The sequence below is a fragment of the Streptococcus sp. 5905 genome (genome assembly GCF_013276505.1).
GTDB lineage: Bacteria > Bacillota > Bacilli > Lactobacillales > Streptococcaceae > Streptococcus.
The window spans coordinates 738,094-758,215 of sequence record NZ_VMLC01000001.1; the positions used below are offsets into that span (position 1 = coordinate 738,094).

Sequence of the window (20,122 nt, forward strand, 5' to 3'; positions counted from 1 at the left end):
AGGTCTCCTTTCTAGGTTATACTTTTACAACTTGAACCTCGTCTTTGCCGAGTAAAATCAAGTATTTTTCTATGTTTTCAATCGAATAAGCTCGTGATAAGGCCTCACCATATAGGGCTAACTGCCCACGATAGCGTTCAATAAGCTGATTTGCTTCATCATAACGGTCAGTCTTATAGTCAAAAAGAACGATACGATCCTCGAAAAGCAGATATCCGTCCAAGATTCCACGAACAACGAAATCTTCCTGACTTTTTTGGTCTCGTTTGAGCATGGAGAATGGTTGCTCTCGATAGAGATGGTTTGTATTGGCGAGAATTTCTTGACCGAGTGACGTATCAAAGAAAGCTAGGATTTTAGAAAGATTGATCTTGTCTCTAACAGCTGGACTCGTTTGAACTTGTTTGAGAGTATCTTTCAGGCTAGCAAGTGTTGGTTGCTGACTGAGGTCAATTCTCTGCATCAGTTCGTGGGTAGCACTACCAATTTCTGCACCAGTTACCTTTTCTTTGCTTGAAAAATCTGGTAAATCGAAGCTGATTTTCTTTTCCGGTGATTTGGTTTGGTTAGCAACTTGTACCCCTTCCATATCCATTACTGGTTCGTAGAATTTCTTGATTTGGCTAGGAGTTTGGACGCTAGGAAGTTCAATAGCCGCACGGTGAAGAGTATTATAGACTTCTACTTCTTTTAGCATTTCAAGGGCTTCTTTGATGATCTCTGACTGACGGTTGTCCGCTTGGGAACTATCTTGTAGAGGGCTCTTGTTTTCCAATTGACCAATAGCTTCTCTGGTCAGCTGGTCTTCACCAACAAAATGATAGCTAAAGTTGAGATGATCTTTGGCAAATACTTTAGTGATAGCCCAGATCCAATCTTGGAAATTTTTGGCTTGAAGTCTGGTATTTTTATCTAGTTTTCCGTTTTCAGATCTTGGATATTCCTTGGCTTCTAGCTTTTCACGAGAACCCTTACCGACAAGATAGAGCTTTTTCTCAGCCCGTGTCATGGCAACATATAGCAGACGCATCTGCTCTGAATAGCTAGCCAGTTGCAGTTCTTCTTCATTCTGCGTATAAGTAAGGCTAGGAATGGAGAGTTTAATGGTTTTAGGATAGTGAGCTTCTACTTCTCCCGTTTCCACCTTGGCAATGTATTTGACACCAAGCCCATTTTTACGACTGAGAATAACGTCTGACATCGAGTCTTGCTTATTAAAGTCCTGATCCATATTGAGGATAAAGACATAAGGAAACTCCAATCCTTTGCTCTTGTGAATGGTCATGAGTTCCACGGCATCTTTTGGCGGTGCGACGGCTACGCTTGCGAGATCGTGCTGGGCTTCTAGGACTTGGTCAATCATACGAATAAAACGAGACAAGCCTTTGAAATTACTCTTTTCAAACTGGTCTGCTCGCAGAGCTAGGGCATAGAGATTGGCTTGTCTAGCAGGACCGTTTGGCAAAGCTCCGACATAATCATAGTAAAAACGGTCGTTGTAAATCTTCCAAATCAAGTCATAGAGAGTGTGGGTTTTGGCATATAAGCGCCAAGAATCCAAAATATCCATGAATTGATTGAGTTTTTCATCTAAAGCTGTGTGAATTAATTCTTTCCGCTCAGTTGTTTGTTTTTGAGCATGAAGCAGTTTCTCATAAAGATTCTCTTGGACTTTATCAGCTGCTTTTTGAAGGGACAAACGTGCCAGCTCGTCCTCATCGAAGCTAAACATTGGAGACTTCATAAGGGCAACCAAGGCATAGTCTTGCAGGGGATTGTGAATGACACGCAGGGTGTCCAGCATGACTTGTACTTCTAGGGATTGGAGATAATTGTTTTGCTCACCGTCGGTTTTAACTGGAATTCCGTACTCAGACAGGGCAAGAAGAATCTGGTCATTACGACTGCGGCTGGAAGTCAAAAGGGCTATTTCTTTAAAGGCAACACCTTTTTCCTGATGAAGTTTCAAGATTTCCTTGATGACCAGGCGCATTTCACCAGTGAGCTTCGTTTCTGCTTGGCTCTCTTCGTCCTCTTGCCCACTATCGTCCTTATCGTAGAGGAGAAATTCTGCCTTGTTCTCTGGATTAGGAGTTAGTTTGGTATTGGCAAAAACAAGCTTGTGCATGCTGTCATAATTGATTTCACCGACCTCTTGGTCCATAAGGCGTGCAAATACATCATTGGTTGCAGACAGCACTTCTGAACTACTACGGAAATTTTCCTTGAGGAGAATCAGCTTTCCTTCTTGAGGATTTTGCGCATATCGTTGAAATTTTTCATTGAAAATTTGGGGATCTGCCTGACGGAAACGGTAGATGGACTGCTTGATATCTCCCACCATAAAGCGATTGTGGCCATTAGACAGCAATTCCAGCATTCGTTCTTGAATGTGGTTGGTATCCTGATACTCATCGACCATAACTTCGTGGAAGCACTCCTGATAAGTCTCGCGAACTTGTGGGAAATTCTCTAAAATCTCGATGGTATAATGACTGATATCAGCGAATTCAAAGGCATTTTCTTGGCGTTTACGTTCGCGATAAGCCTCAACAAAATCACTCATAAAGGTTTGGAAGGTTTTAGCTAGCTCCCAAGTATCTTCATGATAATGTTCTTGGTAGTCGAGAATCGTTATCTGGTCCGCCAGTTGTCCTAGTTTAGCAAACTGGGTCTTTCTCTCATCGTTATAGGCATCAGCCAGTGGTTTTAAATCGGCCTTACGACTGGAGTTAGCCAGAGCTCGACCATTTTTCTCCTTCGAGATGGCGACAACACGAGCAAGCACTGCTTGATAAGCCTGGCTATCGGACTCTTGATTTAAGAAGCCAATTTGATCCAGAACCTGTTGAACAGCATCTAAATAGGCAGCTTTTGGAAACTCTTTGGCATCATTATCCAGATGATAACGGAAAAAGCTTTCCAAATCCCAAAGCGCCTGCTTGATTTGCTCAGTTAGTTTTTCTTTTTCACTGGTAAAATCAGCTTCTTCAAAGCCTTTGAGAAAAGATTCACTCAGCCATCTCTGAGGATTACTGGTGGATTGAAGGAAGTCATAAATTTTGTAGACTTGCTGGCGCAGACCTCGTTCATCCTTGCCACGCCCTGCAAAGTTCTTCACCAAACGACTAAAGTTCTCTTTGTTTTCACCTTGGTAATGGTCTTCAAACACCTGATGAAAAACCTCGTTTTTTAAGATTAACTGCTCGCTTTCATTTTGTAGAATACGGAAATTTGGTGCAATATCAATCAGATAGCCATGTTTGCCGAGGAATTTTTGTGTGAAAGAGTCCATGGTTCCGATGGCCGCGTTTGGCAGATCTGCCAACTGTCGTCCCAAGTGTTGTTTGAGATCAACATCATCGGTTTCTTGGATTTGCTGGCTGATTTTTTTCTCCAAGCGTTCCTTGAGTTCAGTCGCAGCCTTGACAGTAAAGGTTGATATAAAGAGTTGACTGATTTCCACACCACGTGCCAATTGGTCCAAAATACGCTCTGCCATGACAAAGGTTTTCCCAGAACCAGCAGACGCTGAGACTAGGATGTTCTGACCTGCAGTATAAATAGCTTCGATTTGCTCGGCTGTTTTCTTCTGTTCCTTGCTCGAACCCGCTTCTGCTACTTGCAGTTTTTGAATCTCTTCCTCAGTTAAAAAGGAAATAGGCTTCATCGATTCAACTCCTCTCTCATTTTTTCAAACCAAGCTTGCTTGAGTTTTTCTCCGACCAAACGTTTGCCATCGGCTAGGTCTAACTTTTCTAGGAAACGAGCTTGACCTAAATGGTAATTAGCTTCAAATCCTGTGATAGCTTGATGTTGCTGGACGTATGGGGCAATACTTCTTCCATTCTCTGTGTATGGATTGATGGCGAACTGGCCTTCTAAAATCCTCTCAGCTGCTTTCTTGTAAAGATGAGCATTATAGTCCAGTAAGAGCTGGAATTCTTCATCGGTCAGCTGATTGGCCTTGTTTTTGTTGTAAAATTCGCCCAAATGACTGCTTTCTTTTTCTAAAAAGAGGCCTTGGTATTTCATTGACTTGCTGGCTTCTACTACTGCTCCTGCCAAATTCTTAACGGTGAGCAGAGATTGGACAGGCTCTGCCATTTCCAAGTACATGGCGCCGAAAAAGTTCTGCTCCCCCTCTCTTTTTAGGGCAGCAAGATAGGTTGGCAATTGGGAATTAAGCCCGTTAAAGAAATGAGGAAACTGGAACTGAGTCAAACTAGACTTGTAGTCTACTACTCCTAGCGCTCCATCAGCTTTCAAACGGTCAATGCGGTCCACCTTGCCTCGCACATGGACACTGCGACCACTATCCAATTGAATAAAGGCCTGGTCTTTCCCGCCAAATGTTGCTTCCTCTTGGATGGTTTCGATGGCTGGATTATGGCGAAGGATGTGACCAGTGGTCCGCGCGACATCAAGCAGAACTTCCTTGGTAAACTGGGCTTCCAAACTTTCTTGATAAATGGCTTCAAATTCCCGTTCCTGACTGGTTTCCTTAATAGCTTGCTCCAGACGTTGGTCAAACGGATTTTCAGCAGGCAATTTCAAGGCACGTTCAAAAATACGGTGCAAGAAATTCCCATGACTGCGAGCATCTGGACGCAGGCGCAATTCTTCCTGCAAACCTAAGACATAACGGAGGAAATAACTGTATTCATTTCGGTAAAACTCTGTCAAACCAGAGGTAGACAGGTAAAACTCCTTGTCAGCAGGATAGAGAGCCTGCAAGGTATCCTTTGCTAATGGCTTGCTGCTTGGGCTGGTTGGGAGGGCAGGATTTGCAAGGCCTTTTTGGTCAAGTTTTTTCCCCATGACACGCGCTAAGACCGTGACAAAGGTCACATCTTGTTCATTTTCACTAGAAGCAGCTTGCTGATGATAAGCAACTAGACTGGACAAGAGACTGTGATAAGAACCCATATCTTCTTTGCTAAGATTTTTATGGTTCATCCTCTTTTCTCTTCGGCTAAATCCAAAACTCACCAGTTCATGAAGATAGGCAGATTCCTTGCTCTCATTTTCATTGAGAAGACTTGGTGCTGACAAAATCAATTGTTTACGAGCGGCATTGACTAAGGAAAGCATGGTATAGCGATTTTTCTTTAGGTTTTCACTGCTTGCAATCAGCAGTTGAGCCCCCTCTTCTGTCGCTTGGTTTAAGGTCTCTCTCTCTTCATCTGTCAAAAGGCTGGTATTTTGAGCGATTTTTGGTAAATGATCCTGAGTGAGTCCGATGGCATAGACAAAGTCAGCAGTCAGTGGTGCAATCAAATCGTAACTCTGCACCAGAACAGTATCCACTGTCGCCGGAATGGTTCGATACTGAGATAAAGTCATCCCTGAGTGGAGCAAGGCTAGGAAGTCCTCCAGACTAACTTGTGAACCATCAAAAACGGTCGCAAATTGTTTTAAAACATGACAGAAAGCTTTCCAAACTTCGGCTTGTCTCTCCTGTTCTATGGCTTCCATAGGGGATGTTAAACCTTGCATCTGCTTGCTTAATGCAGCATTTTTTAGAAAAGTACTCCACTTTTGCAAGAAATTTTCAGCCTTCTGTTTCCGACTGGCAAACAAGGTTTCAAGAGGAGCCAAGACTCGTAAACGAATGGCATTCAAACGTTCCAAATCAAACTTTCCATGGTGGGATTTGGTGAAGGTTTGTTGAAAGGCTGGCAAGCCATTGATTCCAAGATAGAGGAGATATTGCTCAAAAGCATCAATTTCAGTTTGACTGAGGTCAGTATACAAGCCTGTTTTGAGAAGATTAATCAAATCCTCCTGACGGAAACGGTGGCGTTTTAATCGTAAAATAGACTCCACATACTGGGTCAAGGGATGATGAGCCATGGATTCGCTTTTTCCTAGATAGAATGGAATCTGGTACTGGTCAAAAATGGTCTTTAAGGACAACTGATAAGAAGCCACATCTCCTAACAGAATCCGAAAATGCTTGTAACTCAGTTCTGGATTGTCATGTAGTTTTTGACGAATGCTACGGGCTACCAACTCCAACTCTTCCTTTTGTGTCAAGCAAGAGCAGATTTGCAGATTTTCACGGTCCTTGTCATCGATATCTAAGGCGACTTCTGAAAAGTCATAAGAAGACTCAAGCAAACGAGAGGCCTTGTCGAAGCTATCTATCTTCTCATGTGTCTGAGAGCGGTCTTGAGCAGGCGTCTGGTATTTCGCACCTAAATGATGAAGAAATTCTACACTGGCTTGGTAGAGATTGCCTTCAGCGAAGGGACTGGTATAAGACTTCTTACTTGCATAAGCGCCAATGACAATCTCAACACCTTTTCGATGAAGCAGATCCACCACGTGCTCCTCCTCGGCGGAAAATCGGGTAAAACCGTCGATAACCAAGGCAAGTTGACTAAAATCACTACTTACCTTGTCATTCTCAATAGCCTCAATCAAATGGGACAACTGACTTCCCTGAGACAACTGGCTTTTATTGAGATAGGCCGTTACTTTCTCAAAAATCAAAAGTAAATCTGCTCGCTTGTCCTCATCGGTCAAACTTTCCAAGTCCAAAAAACTCATCTGAGCAGTCGTCATCTCGTGATAAAGTTCAATCAACTGCTGGATAAATTGAGGATCTTGTTTAATAGCACCATAAACTCGTAACTCTTTGGGATCAAGTTCAGCCAGGCATTTATAAAAGGCCATCCCAAGACCGATGTCATCAAGACTGGTCTTTGTAGGCAAATCATTTAAAACCAGGTAACGAGCCATTTGAGCAAAGCGCGTGACGGTAATCGCAAAAGAAGCCTGCTGGAACAAGCATTCCAGCACGGCACGTTCCTTTTCAAATGAAAGAGAGTTGGGGGCAATGTAGAAGACCCGTTTGCCAGCAGCAACTAACTCCTCCGCCTCTCTGGTTAGAATTTCTGTCAAAGAAGTCCGAATATCAGTATAAAGTAATTTCATCTCTGCCTCGTTTGGTTTCTCAAAGTTTCTTACTCTATTATAGCAAAGTTCGCTTCACAGTCCAAATCCAAAATTCTTGTTGACAATCATTTAACTAGCAAATCAATCAAGCTTCATCATCCACTTTCATATGATGAAAGATATAGAGGAAAAAGTCTTTGGAAACTTCAAAATGCCCATAACGAAGCCTAGAAGCATAGTCTTTCCATTCAGGATGTTGTCTGGTTATTTCTATTGAGCAATCTTTGACTGGTAGATAATACTCGACATTTCGTCTAAAGGGAAAGAATCCTTCAAACTGCTCTACTTGATAGGCTTTGTCATCTATAATTTTACCTACGGCCACAAAAGCCTGTAACTTATCTTGACCATTCATATCGTATTGTGGGCTATAGTATAAAAGATAATCGCCTTTTTTCATACGGTTTAAGGGGCCGCCCTTTCCATGACAGACCTGACAAAAATTCCCCTCAACTCCTCTTAAAACATGATTCTTTGAAACAACTCCGACCCAATATCTAGGCATTTTTATCCTCCAACTCTGCTAACATGCGATTGAAACTTTCTCTATCGTTAGAAAGTTTTTCAAAAAATTCTTCATCAACCCCTTCTACTAAGGGTAAAGCTTGATTGACTTTCTCCACACCAGACTTCGTCACTAAGACCAGTTTTGCCCGACTATCCTTTGGATGTTGATCGCGTCTAATGTAGTCTTTCTTCTCTAGTAACCGGACGATCTGAGAAACCGTCATGACATCCATACCTGTGAAATGAGCAATATCAACTTGTGTTACATATTCCTCTCTATTAGTCAGAAACAAGAGTGAAGTCAAAACAATAAATTGGGGCAAAGTAAGACCAACTGATTTTAAAACTCTTTTCAAGTTGCTTTCCCATTTGTTACAGACTTTGATGAAAAGAAGGCCTGTAGACTCTGTTTCATCATTTTTGTAAATCGAATTAAACTGATAGATTGACATTTTTTCTCCTTGAATATTAAGTGTACATATTATAAAATAATTTATTTTATTTTTCAAGAAAAGGAAGCTTGAATGTTACAATTCTGTCAGACATTTTATGTTCTATATGCTATAATAAAAGCAAAACACCTAGAAAAGGAAGTCTTATGATTAAACTACTAGCCTTGGATATGGACGGAACTCTCCTAAATGAAGCCAAGGAAATCCCACAAGCCCACATTACTGCCATTCACCAAGCTATTGAAAAAGGCGTCAAACTGGTTCTCTGTACAGGTCGCCCGCTTTTCGGTGTTCTTCCTTATTACAAAAAACTGGGACTGGACCTCCAGAATGAGTATGTCATTGTCAATAACGGGTGCTCAACCCACCAGACTAGTGACTGGGGTCTAGTTGACTGGCAAGAACTTAGTCCAGCTGACATCGAATACCTCTATGACCTAGCTGAAAAAAGCGATGTTCAGTTGACTCTTTTTGATGAAGAACATTATTTTGTCCTTGGTGGCAAGCCAAATCAAATCATTCAAAACGATGCCAAACTAGTCTTTTCAGACCTGACTGAAATTTCCCTTGAGGAAGCCACCAGTTGTAAGTATCGTATGTTCCAAGGAATGTTTTTAGGCACTAAAGAACAAACAGATGATTTTGAAGAGCGTTTTGCTGAGGAACTCTGCCAAAGATTCAGCGGCGTTCGTTCGCAACCTGTCATTTATGAAGCCATGCCACTTGGAACCACAAAGGCTACTGCTCTTTCACGACTAGCTGAGATTTTGCAGATTGAACCGTCAGAAATTATGGCCATGGGGGATGCTAATAACGATATCGAAATGCTCCAGTTTGCAGGCCTTGGTATTGCAATGGGAAATGCTAGCGACCATGTCAAATCCCTAGCTGATGATGTTACAGCCAGCAACGAAGAAGACGGCGTCGCGCGTGCCATTGAGAAGTATATTTTATAGAGAAAATTCCCAGTTAAATCCTTAACTGGGTTTTTGACATTTTAAAAATCTGAAAACTTTAGAAACTCTTTAGAAATACTTGAGCTTTCTTTGATTTCTATACCTTATACTAAAGTTAGTAAAACAAATCAAAAGGAGAAAATCATGAAAACAGTACTCGAAATTCATGGACTGACCAAACAATTTGGCCAACAAGCTATTCTTCAAGATCTTAGTCTAACGATAAAAGAGGGAGATATTTATGGTCTAATTGGAAAAAACGGGGCTGGTAAAACCACCTTGATAAAAATCATTACGCAACTACTGTTTTCGGATACAGGAACTGTTTCCCTCTTTTCTAGTCAATCGGAAAATGAGTGGATCAAGTCCCTATCTCGAGTGGGTTCGGTTATCGAATCACCTGTAGCTCATAATCACTTAACAGCCTATCAAAATCTGAAATATTATTGTATGATTCGCCATATTCCAAATGCTGATAAAGTCATTCGAGAAACACTGGATTATGTAGGTTTGTCTGATACAGGTAAGAAAGTCTTTCGTGATTTCTCGCTAGGAATGAAACAAAGACTAGGCATTGCCATTGCACTCCTATCTAAACCCGACTTCCTTATTCTTGATGAACCCATTAACGGTCTCGATCCGATTGGAATCAAAGAATTTCGCCTCATGATCCAGCGACTCAATCAAGAAAAAGGCATAACTATCCTCATTTCTAGCCATATCTTGTCAGAACTCTATCTCTTAGCTAATCGCTTTGGTATTCTGGATCAAGGTAAGATTATCCGTGAAATCAGTAAAGCTGAGTTTGAAACACTGAGTGAGGATTATATTGTGCTTAAAACAAGCGACAAAGAAAGAGCTTGTCAGGTATTGAAAGAACAAATCCAGCTTCAGTTTAAGGTAGTAAATCCTGAAAATGAAATTCATATCTTTGGTAATGAGCAAGATGTCAAACAGATTCTTAAGCAACTAACTTTGGCCGATGTTGCTATTGATGAGATTTACTTTGCCCGTCAAAACCTAGAAGAATACTTCACACAATTGGTAGAATAGGAGAAAAATCATGATACATACCATTCAAGCAGATTTTTACCGTCTTTTCCGCTCCAAAGGATTCTGGATTACAGAATTCATTCTCTTTGTCCTCTTGCTAATGGGTGCTACTATCGGGGCTACAGGACATCTAATGTCAGTTCAGCCAGCACCACCTGAGACTCCTACCCATGGTTGGAATGGGATAGAAGCTCTAATCAACGCGTCAAATAACGGCTCAAACCTTTTCCTCTGTATTATTCTAGTATGTTTAGTTCTTGGGGTCGATCTAATCGGCAAGCTTTATAAAAATAGTTTGACAGTCGGCGTTTCTCGTACAGAGTTTTTCTTCGCTAAATCCTTTGTACTAGCAAGCATCGCTCTCTTGCAACTCATCGCCAGCCTTGTGATTGCCTTTATTCCCGCGACTCTTCTAAACGGACTTGGTACGATACCTGATGGTTTTATTGCCAATCTCCTCTTGACGATTTCCCTTCAATTTCTCTGCCTTCTCGCTTGGCTTTCGATTGTTTCCTTTATTCTCTACCTGACTCATTCTTATCTTGCCGTATTTATTGGTTATCTGATTAGCTCTATCGTCCTTTCTATTCCAATGCTTGTTTTCCCAGACATTGAAATTCTACGATATTTAATTCTAGATTTTGCCTATGCTATGACCACTAACAGTCAAGCTATTCTCTATACCATCACGGTTTGCGTAACAGTCATACTTTTCTTCTCTTTCAGTGGACTGACTATTTTCAAAAAGAAAAGCTTATAAAAAGGACCTCCTCTAGGATATAGAGGAGGTTTCTTCTGTTAAAAATAAATGAAAACCGACAACCACTGACCATCTGTGCTTAGTTTCATCTCTGCACCGAGAAGATGAACTAATTCCTCGGTAATATAGAGACCTAAACCAGAGGATTCTTCCGTGTCTGATAGATTTTCAGAATAAAAACGATTGCTGAGATTGTCTATATTCTTGATAGGTTTTTTGACAAGATTATCAATTTCCAAAACAAGCCCTTTTTCTCCCTTTTTCAAAGAAAGTCGAGCTTGTTCCTTGCCGTGCTTAAGAACATTTCCAAGGAGGTTTTGTAAAATTCTATCAAGCAAGTCCTCATCAGTCGTCGTTTTCAATCCTGGTTCAACGTTAAAATCAAGAACAATCTGTGAAGATTGAAAAACGTCGTAATAAGTTAAAGTCTTCTTCGTTATAAAAGTTGATAAATCAAGCTCTTCCAGTTTCGGTTTGACTGCTCCTTCCATCAAATGACGGTATTCGAGGAGAGCCTCCAACCGTTTGGAAACCAAATCAAGGTGATGGGCTATTTTGCTTAAAGTTTCCTGACTATTATCGGGGTGTTTTATCAGTTGCTGAGTATATCCAGAAGCGATTGTTAAAGGTGTCCGAATATCATGAGCGATGTTACTGATTGCCATATCTAGGGTGTGTTTTTCACGCTTCATGATTAGCTGATTCTGTTCCACTTCTTGAAATAGATTCTCAATTTGGTTATGTAGACGCAAAATGGTCTTTGAAAAGAAATTTACCCCGATCCTCGTCATGCTACCCGATCGAATCTTTTCTTCGATTTGTCTGCTTAAATCTCTAATTGCTATATGATAGCGAATCAAAGAAATCGCCAAAATAATGTTAGTAAGGAGTAATATTGATATCAAAATGTAATTCATTATTTGTCTCCTTTTAATCGTACACCAACTCCCCAAATGGTTTCGATGTATTCGTGATTTGGATCCAGTTGATGCAGTTTTTTACGGAGATTGCTTAGATGAGTGTTAAGCGTATTATCTCCAGACAGGTAGCTTTCTTCCCAAATCAATTCATAGAGTTCTTCCTTGGTGAAGATCTTTTTAGGATGATGGAGCAACATTTGGAGAATTTGACACTCTTTCTTTGCAAGCCGAATGGTTTCAGTATAGTTACTTATTTCAAAACTATCCGCATTAAACTGGATATTTTTTAAGTTATGTGTCAGATTTTCGTTTTTTTCTATTTCCATAGGCTGTTTTTCTGCACTTTGGCGTAACTGTACAGTGACTCTGGCAAAGACTTCGTCCAAATCAAAAGGTTTTACTACATAATCATTGGCACCATCTAGGAGATATTGGCTGATGAGCTTTTTATCACTCAAAGCAGTGAGCATGATGACCGGAGTCTGACTAGTTTGTCGAATAGCTTGCAAAACTTGGTCGCCATTTTTTCCTGGAAGCATGATATCTAGCAGAACGAGATCAATGCCACCTTTATCAAATTGCATGATACCTTCCGTACCAGAAAAGGCTTGGATCACCTCGTGTTCTTCAGTAAGAAGTGTTCGCAAAATTTCTTGGATTTCATTATTATCTTCAATTACAAGTATGCTCGCCATAAACATCGTCCTTTCTAAAACTATTATAACATGTTTTGTTAGGATTTCCAGACACAGAAAAGCTCCTCTCACATTATAAGTAAGAAGGAGCTAATGGATATTGAATCTACTTAACCAAATAAGCAATCAAGGTTATGAGCCATAAATGAGCTGGGTAGAAAATATAAAAGAAATACTTATTCCATATAGTTTGTTCACCACGTTCCCCATTATACAAGGCCATAAAAGGAAAGACAGTGATAAAAAGCCAGTCAGAGTTGTAAAGCATCATTTCCAATGTTTGGTCCCAAGTGTCATAGATTTGGATGGAAGTCACTAATAAGAAGGCCCAAAGGAGAGTATAGAGGAGATTTCGCAATCCCTTGCGATTCCGACAAGAGTAACTAATCAAGAGAAATGGTAGCATGGTGATGCCACCCTCAGTAAAAAGACAACCGAAGATCAATAGTCCAGCAGTCCCAATCCGACGCCACAACTTCTCTTTTTGATCCAGCTCTTTTCTGGGGAATACAAGCCAAAGCATGGTGACACCGATAGCCAAAGTCAAGAAAATGTTGTTATTAACCATTACTCCCTTAGAGGAAAACAGGGCATTGAGCAGACTATTTCCTGCGAACATGATAAAAGCCCAACTCCAGAGACGGATGAGATAGTCTTTCAGATTTCGAGTATGGATGAATCCTTCCATAGCCATATAGGCAAACCAGACTCCCACACAACGAGTCATAGCGTGAAAGATACCTTCCCACATAGGCGAAACGATTCCTGTGATATGAGGGATATGGTCTAGAATCATTACTGCTGCCATCAAGTACTTCAACTGCGTCGCATTCCATTTTTTCATAATAAACCTCTTTCTTTTTGATCTACATTGAGTATAGCATACATTTCCACGCATAATCGTACACCCATCTTACATTTAAAAAACCTATCTTACATTTTTGTAAGACAGGCGTGAATATCAAAAGTTTATTATGAAAGTTACCTTCTAGTCCGTAATTCGTTGGTACATTTCTGGTCTTCTATCACGAAACAGGCCCCAGTTGAGGCGTTCACTTGCTCCCTTGTCAAGGTCATAAGTTGCTAACAGAACAGCTTCACCTTGTCTTTCAGCTCGCTCTAGAATAGCTCCTGTTTCATCCGTCATAAAGGAAGAACCGTAGAAGTCAAGACTAGAACTCTGTCCACCATTTTCCTCACTAGGAGTGACTTCTTCCAAACCGTAACGATTGGCTGCAATGACTGGAACAATATTTGCTGCTGAGTGTCCTTGCATAGTACGTTGCCAGTGACCACAACTGTCTGTATCCAAAATTGGCTCTGAACCGATGGCTGTTGGATAAAAGAGTAATTCAGCACCATTCAATGCAAGACAGCGCGCTGTTTCAGGAAACCATTGATCCCAACAGATGCCAATCCCAATCTTAGCATAGCGAGTATCCCAGACCTTGAAACCTGTGTTACCAGGCGTAAAATAAAACTTTTCTTGGTAATAATGGTCATCTGGTATGTGGGTCTTCCGATAAACTCCTAACACTTCCCCATCTGCGTCAATGACAGCGATAGAGTTATACAAGACATTGCCATCTTTTTCATAAAAACTGATGGGTAAAACGACTTTTAGCTCCTTGGCAATGGTTTTAAAATGCTGAATAGCTGTATTTTCTGTCACGGACTGGGCATACTGGTAGTAATCATACTGGCGTTCCTGACAAAAATAAGGACGTTCAAACAACTCAGGCAAGAGAACGATTTGTGCGCCTTTCTCTGCAGCTTGGCGAACTAAACGTTCAGCTGTTTGGATATTTGTTGCCACATCCTTAGCACATTGCATCTGGATCGCTGCAACTCTTACATTTCTCATCTTTTTCTCCTATTCTGGAATTTGTTGGGTGATACAGTGGATATTGCCACCACCTAAGAGAATATCTCTGGCTGCTATTCCGACAACTTTACGGTCTGGAAAACACTTGCTGAGGATATCTAAGGCCACTTGGTCGTTTACATCCTCAAACTGTGGAACCAAGACAGCCTTATTGGCGATGTAAAAATTTACATAGGAAGCTGCTAGACGTTCCCCAGCATAGCGCTCCTCTTCCCCCTCTTCATAGGTATAGCCTGGTAAATCCTCTTTAGTGACAACCTGACGAATAGCTGGTATAGGAAGCTTATGAATAGTGAAAGGGCGACCTTTCGCATCTGTTTCCTTCTCTAAAAGGGCAAGGTCAGCTGCAGACATGGCATACTGAGGATCGCTTTTGTCGTCTGTCCAAGCTAGAACAAGCTCTGCAGGACCAACAAAGGCAGCAACATTGTCAACATGTTCATTGGTTTCGTCCTGATAAATACCATAAGGAAGCCAGATAACTTTTTCAGCACCAAGGCTCTCTAATAAGGTATTCTCGATTTCCTCTTTAGTCAGGTGAGGATTGCGACCAGGACTGAGCAAGCAGCTTTCGGACACGAGAATCGTTCCTTGACCGTCGCTATGTATCGCGCCGCCTTCTAGTACAAAAGGTTTAGCATCGTAAACAGGCATTTCCAAGGCCTCAGCAAAACGACTGGCTACTTGGTCATCATCTTCATAATCTTGGTAGAGACCATCTACAGCACCACCCCAGGCATTGAAAGACCAATCAACTGCCAACTTTTCTCTTTTATCATTGACAAGAATGGTCGGACCAGTATCACGCGCCCAAGCATCATTGGTGGGAATGTCTAAATAAACAACGCTATCTCCTAAGTAGAATTGGGCTTCAGGTAGATGGTCCTGCTCCACCAAAAGGTAAACCCTTTCCCCTTCTGCTATGGTCTCGATTATCTGAGTAAATGCTGTTTTAGCAGCTTTTCCTTGAAAAGGCCATGATCCTGGCCGAGTCGGCCATATCATGAGGGTGCCATGATGGGGTTCGTACTCTGCTGGCATACGAAAGCCTAATTTTTTGGGACTGTCCATCATGATAATCTCCCTTTAAAGTCTTGATAGCCGAAGGCTTTGACTAAGCTGCAGTCTCCCTGCTCGTCCATAAGATAGAGACTTGGCAATCCAATACCGTTAAAGGTATTATTTTTAACAAATGAGTAAATAGCCATGTCTTCAAAATAAAGTCTATCACCGATTTGGATTGGATTTTCAAAGCTATAATCACCAATCACATCACCCGTCAGGCAGGTATTAGAAGAAAGTCTGTAGGTATGGGCTTTTTCCTGAGCTTCAAAGCCATTTCTCAAAGGTGGACGATAGGGCATCTCAAGTACATCAGGCATATGACAGGTCGCAGAGGCGTCTAAAATCAAGATCTCCATACCGTTTTCTACAATATCCAATACTTCAGTTGCTAGATAACCCGCATTTAACGCAATGGCCTCACCCGGCTCGATATAGACGTCAAGATTGTAAGTTTTTCGGATACGCTTGATTTCAGAAATCAGCAAATCCACATCGTAGTCGTCTCTTGTGATGTGGTGTCCGCCACCCATATTGAGCCATTTTACCTCATGTAAATAAGGACCAAACTGCGCTTCAACTGCTTTCAAAGTTGTCTCTAAATCATCTGAACCCTGCTCGCAAAGGGTATGAAAATGAAGACCGTCCACTAAATCCAACAAATCGCTAGGAATTTTATCTAGTGTCACTCCAAAACGAGATCCAGGAGCACAAGGATCATAGAGCGCGTGGTCACCCTGAGTTGAACATTGAGGATTGAGACGCAAACCAACACTGACACCAGCCTCCTGACAACGAGTCCCATGCTTACGCAATTGTCTCTCCGAGTTAAAAACGATATGGTCTGTTATCTCAAGCAATTCCTCCAAATCCGCATCCTTAAAGGCTGGCGCGAATACATGGACTTCCCCCGGGAATTCTTCTCTTGCTAACTTGACCTCGTAGAGACCACTAGCCGTCGTACCAGATAGATACTGGCTAATCAAGGGATAGGTTTTGTAAAGGGAATATGCCTTCTGGGCGAGCAAAACCTTGCAACCAGACTTTTCCTGAACCTCTTGTAAAATGCGGCAGTTGGCTTCTAACTTTGCCAAGTCAATGACATAAGCTGGTGTTGGTACTTGTTCTAGCTTCATTAGTCCACCATTTGTGGATTTTCAACCACAACCCAAGGTAAACCATACTCATTCAAAGCTTCCATAAATGGATCTGGATCCAATTCTTCAAGGTTGTAAACTCCAGGCTGTTTCCAAGTTCCGTTCATAACCAATTTTGTCCCAATCATGGCTGGAACGCCTGTAGTGTAAGAAATAGCTTGTGAACCAACCTCTGCGTAGCATTCCTGATGGTCGCAAACATTGTAGATGTAGATGGTCTTTTCAACACCATCTTTGACACCTGTAAAGATACATCCGATATTGGTTTTACCAACAGTGCGTGGCCCGAGGCTGGCTGGATCTGGAAGCAAGGCTTTTAAGAATTGAATCGGAACGATTTCTTGTCCGTTAAAATTAATCGCATCTGTACGAAGGAGACCAACGTTTTCCAAGCATTTCATGTGAGTTAGATAAGATTGACCAAAGGTCATAAAGAAACGAATCCGTTTGACGCCTGGAATGTTTTTAGCCAATGATTCGATTTCTTCATGGTGAAGGAGATACATGTCTTTTTGACCAACCTGAGGGAAATCATACTCACGTTTGATAGACATAGCTTCGACTTCTACCCACTTTCCATCTTCCCAGTAAGAACCTGGTGCAGAAACCTCGCGGAGATTGATTTCTGGGTTGAAGTTAGTCGCAAATGGATAACCGTGGTCACCACCATTACAGTCTAAAATGTCGATATAGTGGATTTCATCAAAATAGTGTTTGAGAGCATAGGCTGAAAAGACACTAGTCACACCTGGGTCAAAACCAGATCCAAGCAGAGCTGTTAAGCCTGCCTCTTTGAATTTCTCCTGATAAGCCCACTGCCATGAGTAGTCAAAGTAGGCTGTAAAACCAAGTTCCTTGCAACGTTTTTCATAAATGGCACGCCACTCAGGATCTTCTGTGTCCTCAGCTTCGTAGTTAGCTGTGTCGATATAGTGAACTCCAGTCGCTAAACAAGCATCCATGATAGTTAAGTCTTGGTATGGCAGAGCTACGTTCAAAACAGCTTCTGGCTTGTAGCTTTCAATCAAGGCAATCACTTCTTCAACCTTGTCAGCATCAACAGCAGCTGTTTCAATCTTTGTACTTGTTTTGCCTTCCAGTTTAGCCTTCAAGTCATCACATTTTGACTTGGTACGACTAGCAATCATAATCTCTGTAAAGGTTTCGCTATCTTGACAAATCTTTGAAATAGCAACTTGGGCAACGCCTCCACATCCGATAACTAATAGACGACTCATTTTTTCCCTTCCTCTTCTTCTAAAATGTCTTCTACATACTTAGGCAACATAAAGGCTCCCACATGTAAGTTTGCAGTGTAGTATTCTGTGAAAAGCTGGCGTTTTTTCCAGCCTTCCTTATCAAAATCTTTGACCGGATGGTATTTTTTCGACGCAAATCCAAACAACCAATAGCCCGCTGGACTGGTCGGAATATGGGCCTGATAAACCCGGCTGATTGGAAATGCTTGATTGACCTTGCGGTGCATGCTACGACAAGCTGACTCATCCTCGTCAAAGAAGGGACTCCCATGCTGATAAATCATGATGCCGTCTTCTTTCAAGGCTCTGTAACTATTTCCGTAAAATTCCTTGGTAAAGAGCCCTTCCGTATGCCCAAATGGATCTGTCGCATCGTTGATGATAATATCATAGTCATCTTCACAGTTTCGCAAAAAGCGTAGCCCATTTTGGTAGTAAATGGTAACACGAGGATCATCTAGCCCTGCAGCAAAGTCTGGAAAATACTCACGACAGACCTCAACCAACATCTCATCTGGTTCCACAATATCGATTTGCTCCAGTTCAGGATAAAGAGTTAATACTTGGGCAACACCACCGTCACCACCCCCAATAACCAAAACTTTCTTGGGATTGGGATGCACAGCCATGGGAACGTGAACGGTCATTTCGTTGTATACGAAATCATCCGCATCTGAGAACAAGACGTGCCCATTTAAAATCAGTATTTTCCCAAAAGCTGGTGTATCCAAGACTTCGATATCCTGCCATTCACTTTTTCCAGCATAGAGTTGCTTAGCAGTTCTCAGGGATAATTTCACATCTGGAGTATGAACTTCAGAAAACCATAAATCCATCTAGTTCTCCTTTCTCTTAATGACGTTGATGTGATTGACCTCTGGATCTTCCGTCCCTTGGAGGGAGCAACCACGTTCCTTGGCAAATTGGATATAGTCTACAATTTCTCGTGTAATGCGTTCACCTGGAGCCAAGATAGGAATTCCTGGAGGATAGCACATGACAAATTCTCCACAGACCTGTCCAACAGAATCATCCAAGGTTAAACTTCTTCTCTCTGAATAGAAGGCTTCCTGAGGAGACAGCACTAACTCGGGCTGAATATATTCTCCAGCAATCAAGTCCTTTCCATCTCTTGAATAGAGTCTCTTAATATCAGCCAAAGCACCGACCAGACGCTCTATGTCTTGGATGCGGTCGCCGATGGAAATATAGGCCAATATATTGCCGATATCACCAAATTCAATTTGAATATCGTATTCGTCTCGTAGGAGATCATAAACCTCGATACCTGTTAAGCCAATACCCTGAGTGTAAACTGACAGCTTTGTCACGTCAAAATCACAAACGGACACTCCGTCTATTAACTCTTTTGAGTAGGCATAGTAACCACCGATAGCATTGATTTCACGACGAGCATACTCAGATAACTCAATGACTTTCTCAAACGACTCTTTACCACGAAGGGCTAGATTGCGACGTGAAATATCCAAACTAGACATTAACAAGTATGAGGCGGATGTTGACTGGGTCAAGTTGATGATCTGACGAACGTACTCAGGATTCATCTGCTCCCCGATAAGTAAAATGGAGCTTTGGGTCAAACTCCCACCAGACTTATGCATAGAGACCGCTGCCATATCAGCGCCAGCATCCATAGCAGAAATTGGGAGTTTATCAGTAAAATGTAAATGAGCTCCATGGGCTTCATCCACTAAAACAAGCATGCCAGCTTCATGAGCCATTTCCGTCAAACCTTTAAGATCTGAACAAATTCCATAGTAAGTAGGGTTGTTGATTAGGATAGCCTTAGCATCTGGATGTTCCTTTATAGCTTGAGCTACTCGGTCATTTTCAAGACCTAAAGCGATGCCAATTTTAGGATCTACACTCATCTCGATATAGATGGGAATGGCACCACATAGAACCAGCGCATTGATAGCAGATTTGTGGACATTACGCGGCAGAATAATCTTATCTCCAGCCTTGCAGGTAGAAAGAATCATGGTTTGAACAGATGATGTTGTTCCCCCAATCATTAAGAATGCGTGGGCTGCTCCAAAAGCATCAGCTGCTAGCTCCTCTGCATCCCGAATAATCGAAATGGGATGGCCTAAATTATCCAAGGGTTTCATAGAATTGACATCAATGCCAACACATTTTTCTCCCAACAATTCAACAAGTTCTGGATTTCCCCGTCCGCGTTTGTGACCTGGTACATCAAAGGGAACAATCCGTTTCTTTCTTAGCTTAATCAGACCTTCATAAATAGGTGCCTGATTCTGATCTAACTTTTTCAAGACATACTCCTTTACCGTATTTTTAGCTCCTCAAAAAGATGAGGGCAATCAAAGGTTGACTTATGAAAAAAGAGCAGGTTTTCACCTGCTCTGCAATCTTCTGACGTTTTTATTTTGGTTTCTGTTGAGTATGTCTGTTCCTGATGTTTCCTAACT

At 41.7% G+C, this 20,122-nt stretch carries 16 protein-coding genes; 3 read left to right on the top strand and 13 right to left on the bottom strand.

What is annotated here, in order from left to right; all coding sequences use genetic code 11:
* Positions 1 to 16 precede the first annotated feature (16 nt).
* The 4 genes from addA to HT680_RS03640 form a co-directional block, all read right to left on the bottom strand.
* On the bottom strand, positions 17 to 3,670 hold the full coding sequence (gene addA, locus HT680_RS03625) for a helicase-exonuclease AddAB subunit AddA (RefSeq protein WP_173258298.1): 3,654 nt from the start codon (positions 3,668 to 3,670) through the stop codon (positions 17 to 19).
* Positions 3,667 to 6,942, bottom strand: coding sequence for an ATP-dependent nuclease subunit B (gene rexB / locus HT680_RS03630; protein WP_173258300.1), 3,276 nt, complete (start codon positions 6,940 to 6,942; stop codon positions 3,667 to 3,669). The genes addA and rexB overlap by 4 nt, the downstream gene beginning before the upstream one ends.
* A gap of 106 nt (positions 6,943 to 7,048) precedes the next feature.
* A complete protein-coding gene (locus HT680_RS03635) occupies positions 7,049 to 7,468 on the bottom strand; it encodes an EVE domain-containing protein (RefSeq protein ID WP_173258302.1) in 420 nt (139 codons plus the stop codon).
* A complete protein-coding gene (locus HT680_RS03640) occupies positions 7,461 to 7,922 on the bottom strand; it encodes a MarR family transcriptional regulator (RefSeq protein ID WP_173258304.1) in 462 nt (153 codons plus the stop codon). The genes HT680_RS03635 and HT680_RS03640 overlap by 8 nt, the downstream gene beginning before the upstream one ends.
* A gap of 146 nt (positions 7,923 to 8,068) precedes the next feature.
* Here HT680_RS03640 and HT680_RS03645 point away from each other — a divergent pair, with 146 nt between their 5' ends.
* From HT680_RS03645 to HT680_RS03655, 3 genes are all read left to right on the top strand, one after another.
* Positions 8,069 to 8,878 carry a Cof-type HAD-IIB family hydrolase gene (locus tag HT680_RS03645; protein ID WP_173258306.1) on the top strand — a complete coding sequence of 270 codons (810 nt, stop codon included), beginning with the start codon at positions 8,069 to 8,071 and terminating at the stop codon, positions 8,876 to 8,878.
* Between the two features lie 144 nt (positions 8,879 to 9,022).
* Positions 9,023 to 9,931, top strand: coding sequence for an ATP-binding cassette domain-containing protein (locus HT680_RS03650; protein WP_173258308.1), 909 nt, complete (start codon positions 9,023 to 9,025; stop codon positions 9,929 to 9,931).
* A 10-nt stretch (positions 9,932 to 9,941) separates the two neighbouring features.
* A complete protein-coding gene (locus HT680_RS03655) occupies positions 9,942 to 10,691 on the top strand; it encodes an ABC transporter permease (protein WP_173258310.1) in 750 nt (249 codons plus the stop codon).
* Positions 10,692 to 10,729: 38 nt separating this feature from the next.
* On the opposite strand, the gene HT680_RS03660 is transcribed toward HT680_RS03655, so the two are convergent.
* The 9 genes from HT680_RS03660 to HT680_RS03700 all read right to left on the bottom strand — a co-directional run bounded on the left by HT680_RS03660 (position 10,730) and on the right by HT680_RS03700 (position 19,966).
* Positions 10,730 to 11,608 carry a HAMP domain-containing sensor histidine kinase gene (locus HT680_RS03660; RefSeq protein WP_173258312.1) on the bottom strand — a complete coding sequence of 293 codons (879 nt, stop codon included), beginning with the start codon at positions 11,606 to 11,608 and terminating at the stop codon, positions 10,730 to 10,732.
* Positions 11,608 to 12,306 carry a response regulator transcription factor gene (locus HT680_RS03665; RefSeq protein ID WP_173258314.1) on the bottom strand — a complete coding sequence of 233 codons (699 nt, stop codon included), beginning with the start codon at positions 12,304 to 12,306 and terminating at the stop codon, positions 11,608 to 11,610. Before HT680_RS03665 ends, HT680_RS03660 begins: the two co-directional genes overlap by 1 nt.
* A gap of 106 nt (positions 12,307 to 12,412) precedes the next feature.
* Complete coding sequence (locus HT680_RS03670) at positions 12,413 to 13,150, bottom strand: TraX family protein (protein WP_173258317.1); 738 nt, start codon at positions 13,148 to 13,150, stop codon at positions 12,413 to 12,415.
* A gap of 144 nt (positions 13,151 to 13,294) precedes the next feature.
* Positions 13,295 to 14,170 carry an N-carbamoylputrescine amidase gene (gene aguB / locus HT680_RS03675; RefSeq protein ID WP_173258319.1) on the bottom strand — a complete coding sequence of 292 codons (876 nt, stop codon included), beginning with the start codon at positions 14,168 to 14,170 and terminating at the stop codon, positions 13,295 to 13,297.
* A gap of 9 nt (positions 14,171 to 14,179) precedes the next feature.
* Positions 14,180 to 15,265, bottom strand: a complete 1,086-nt coding sequence (aguA, locus tag HT680_RS03680) for an agmatine deiminase (RefSeq protein WP_173258320.1) — start codon at positions 15,263 to 15,265, stop codon at positions 14,180 to 14,182.
* Positions 15,262 to 16,389: a carboxynorspermidine decarboxylase gene (nspC, locus tag HT680_RS03685; protein WP_173258322.1), complete on the bottom strand. Its 1,128-nt coding sequence runs from the start codon at positions 16,387 to 16,389 to the stop codon at positions 15,262 to 15,264. Before nspC ends, aguA begins: the two co-directional genes overlap by 4 nt.
* Positions 16,389 to 17,648 carry a saccharopine dehydrogenase family protein gene (locus tag HT680_RS03690; RefSeq protein WP_173258324.1) on the bottom strand — a complete coding sequence of 420 codons (1,260 nt, stop codon included), beginning with the start codon at positions 17,646 to 17,648 and terminating at the stop codon, positions 16,389 to 16,391. The genes nspC and HT680_RS03690 overlap by 1 nt, the downstream gene beginning before the upstream one ends.
* The gene (speE, locus tag HT680_RS03695; protein WP_000366713.1) at positions 17,645 to 18,505 is read right to left on the bottom strand and encodes a polyamine aminopropyltransferase; all 861 of its coding nucleotides are present in this window, start codon (positions 18,503 to 18,505) and stop codon (positions 17,645 to 17,647) included. The genes HT680_RS03690 and speE overlap by 4 nt, the downstream gene beginning before the upstream one ends.
* The gene (locus tag HT680_RS03700) at positions 18,506 to 19,966 is read right to left on the bottom strand and encodes an aminotransferase class I/II-fold pyridoxal phosphate-dependent enzyme (protein ID WP_173258325.1); all 1,461 of its coding nucleotides are present in this window, start codon (positions 19,964 to 19,966) and stop codon (positions 18,506 to 18,508) included. It abuts the gene before it with no gap.
* Positions 19,967 to 20,122 lie beyond the last annotated feature (156 nt).

What these genes read in the sequence shown, in the direction of transcription:
- addA (WP_173258298.1), bottom strand. Translation starts at nt 3,670, where the DNA reads ATGAAGCCTATTTCCTTTTTAACTGAGGAAGAGATTCAAAAACTGCAA.
- rexB (WP_173258300.1), bottom strand. Translation starts at nt 6,942, where the DNA reads ATGAAATTACTTTATACTGATATTCGGACTTCTTTGACAGAAATTCTA.
- HT680_RS03635 (WP_173258302.1), bottom strand. Translation starts at nt 7,468, where the DNA reads ATGCCTAGATATTGGGTCGGAGTTGTTTCAAAGAATCATGTTTTAAGA.
- HT680_RS03640 (WP_173258304.1), bottom strand. Translation starts at nt 7,922, where the DNA reads ATGTCAATCTATCAGTTTAATTCGATTTACAAAAATGATGAAACAGAG.
- HT680_RS03645 (WP_173258306.1), top strand. Translation starts at nt 8,069, where the DNA reads ATGATTAAACTACTAGCCTTGGATATGGACGGAACTCTCCTAAATGAA.
- HT680_RS03650 (WP_173258308.1), top strand. Translation starts at nt 9,023, where the DNA reads ATGAAAACAGTACTCGAAATTCATGGACTGACCAAACAATTTGGCCAA.
- HT680_RS03655 (WP_173258310.1), top strand. Translation starts at nt 9,942, where the DNA reads ATGATACATACCATTCAAGCAGATTTTTACCGTCTTTTCCGCTCCAAA.
- HT680_RS03660 (WP_173258312.1), bottom strand. Translation starts at nt 11,608, where the DNA reads ATGAATTACATTTTGATATCAATATTACTCCTTACTAACATTATTTTG.
- HT680_RS03665 (WP_173258314.1), bottom strand. Translation starts at nt 12,306, where the DNA reads ATGGCGAGCATACTTGTAATTGAAGATAATAATGAAATCCAAGAAATT.
- HT680_RS03670 (WP_173258317.1), bottom strand. Translation starts at nt 13,150, where the DNA reads ATGAAAAAATGGAATGCGACGCAGTTGAAGTACTTGATGGCAGCAGTA.
- aguB (WP_173258319.1), bottom strand. Translation starts at nt 14,170, where the DNA reads ATGAGAAATGTAAGAGTTGCAGCGATCCAGATGCAATGTGCTAAGGAT.
- aguA (WP_173258320.1), bottom strand. Translation starts at nt 15,265, where the DNA reads ATGATGGACAGTCCCAAAAAATTAGGCTTTCGTATGCCAGCAGAGTAC.
- nspC (WP_173258322.1), bottom strand. Translation starts at nt 16,389, where the DNA reads ATGAAGCTAGAACAAGTACCAACACCAGCTTATGTCATTGACTTGGCA.
- HT680_RS03690 (WP_173258324.1), bottom strand. Translation starts at nt 17,648, where the DNA reads ATGAGTCGTCTATTAGTTATCGGATGTGGAGGCGTTGCCCAAGTTGCT.
- speE (WP_000366713.1), bottom strand. Translation starts at nt 18,505, where the DNA reads ATGGATTTATGGTTTTCTGAAGTTCATACTCCAGATGTGAAATTATCC.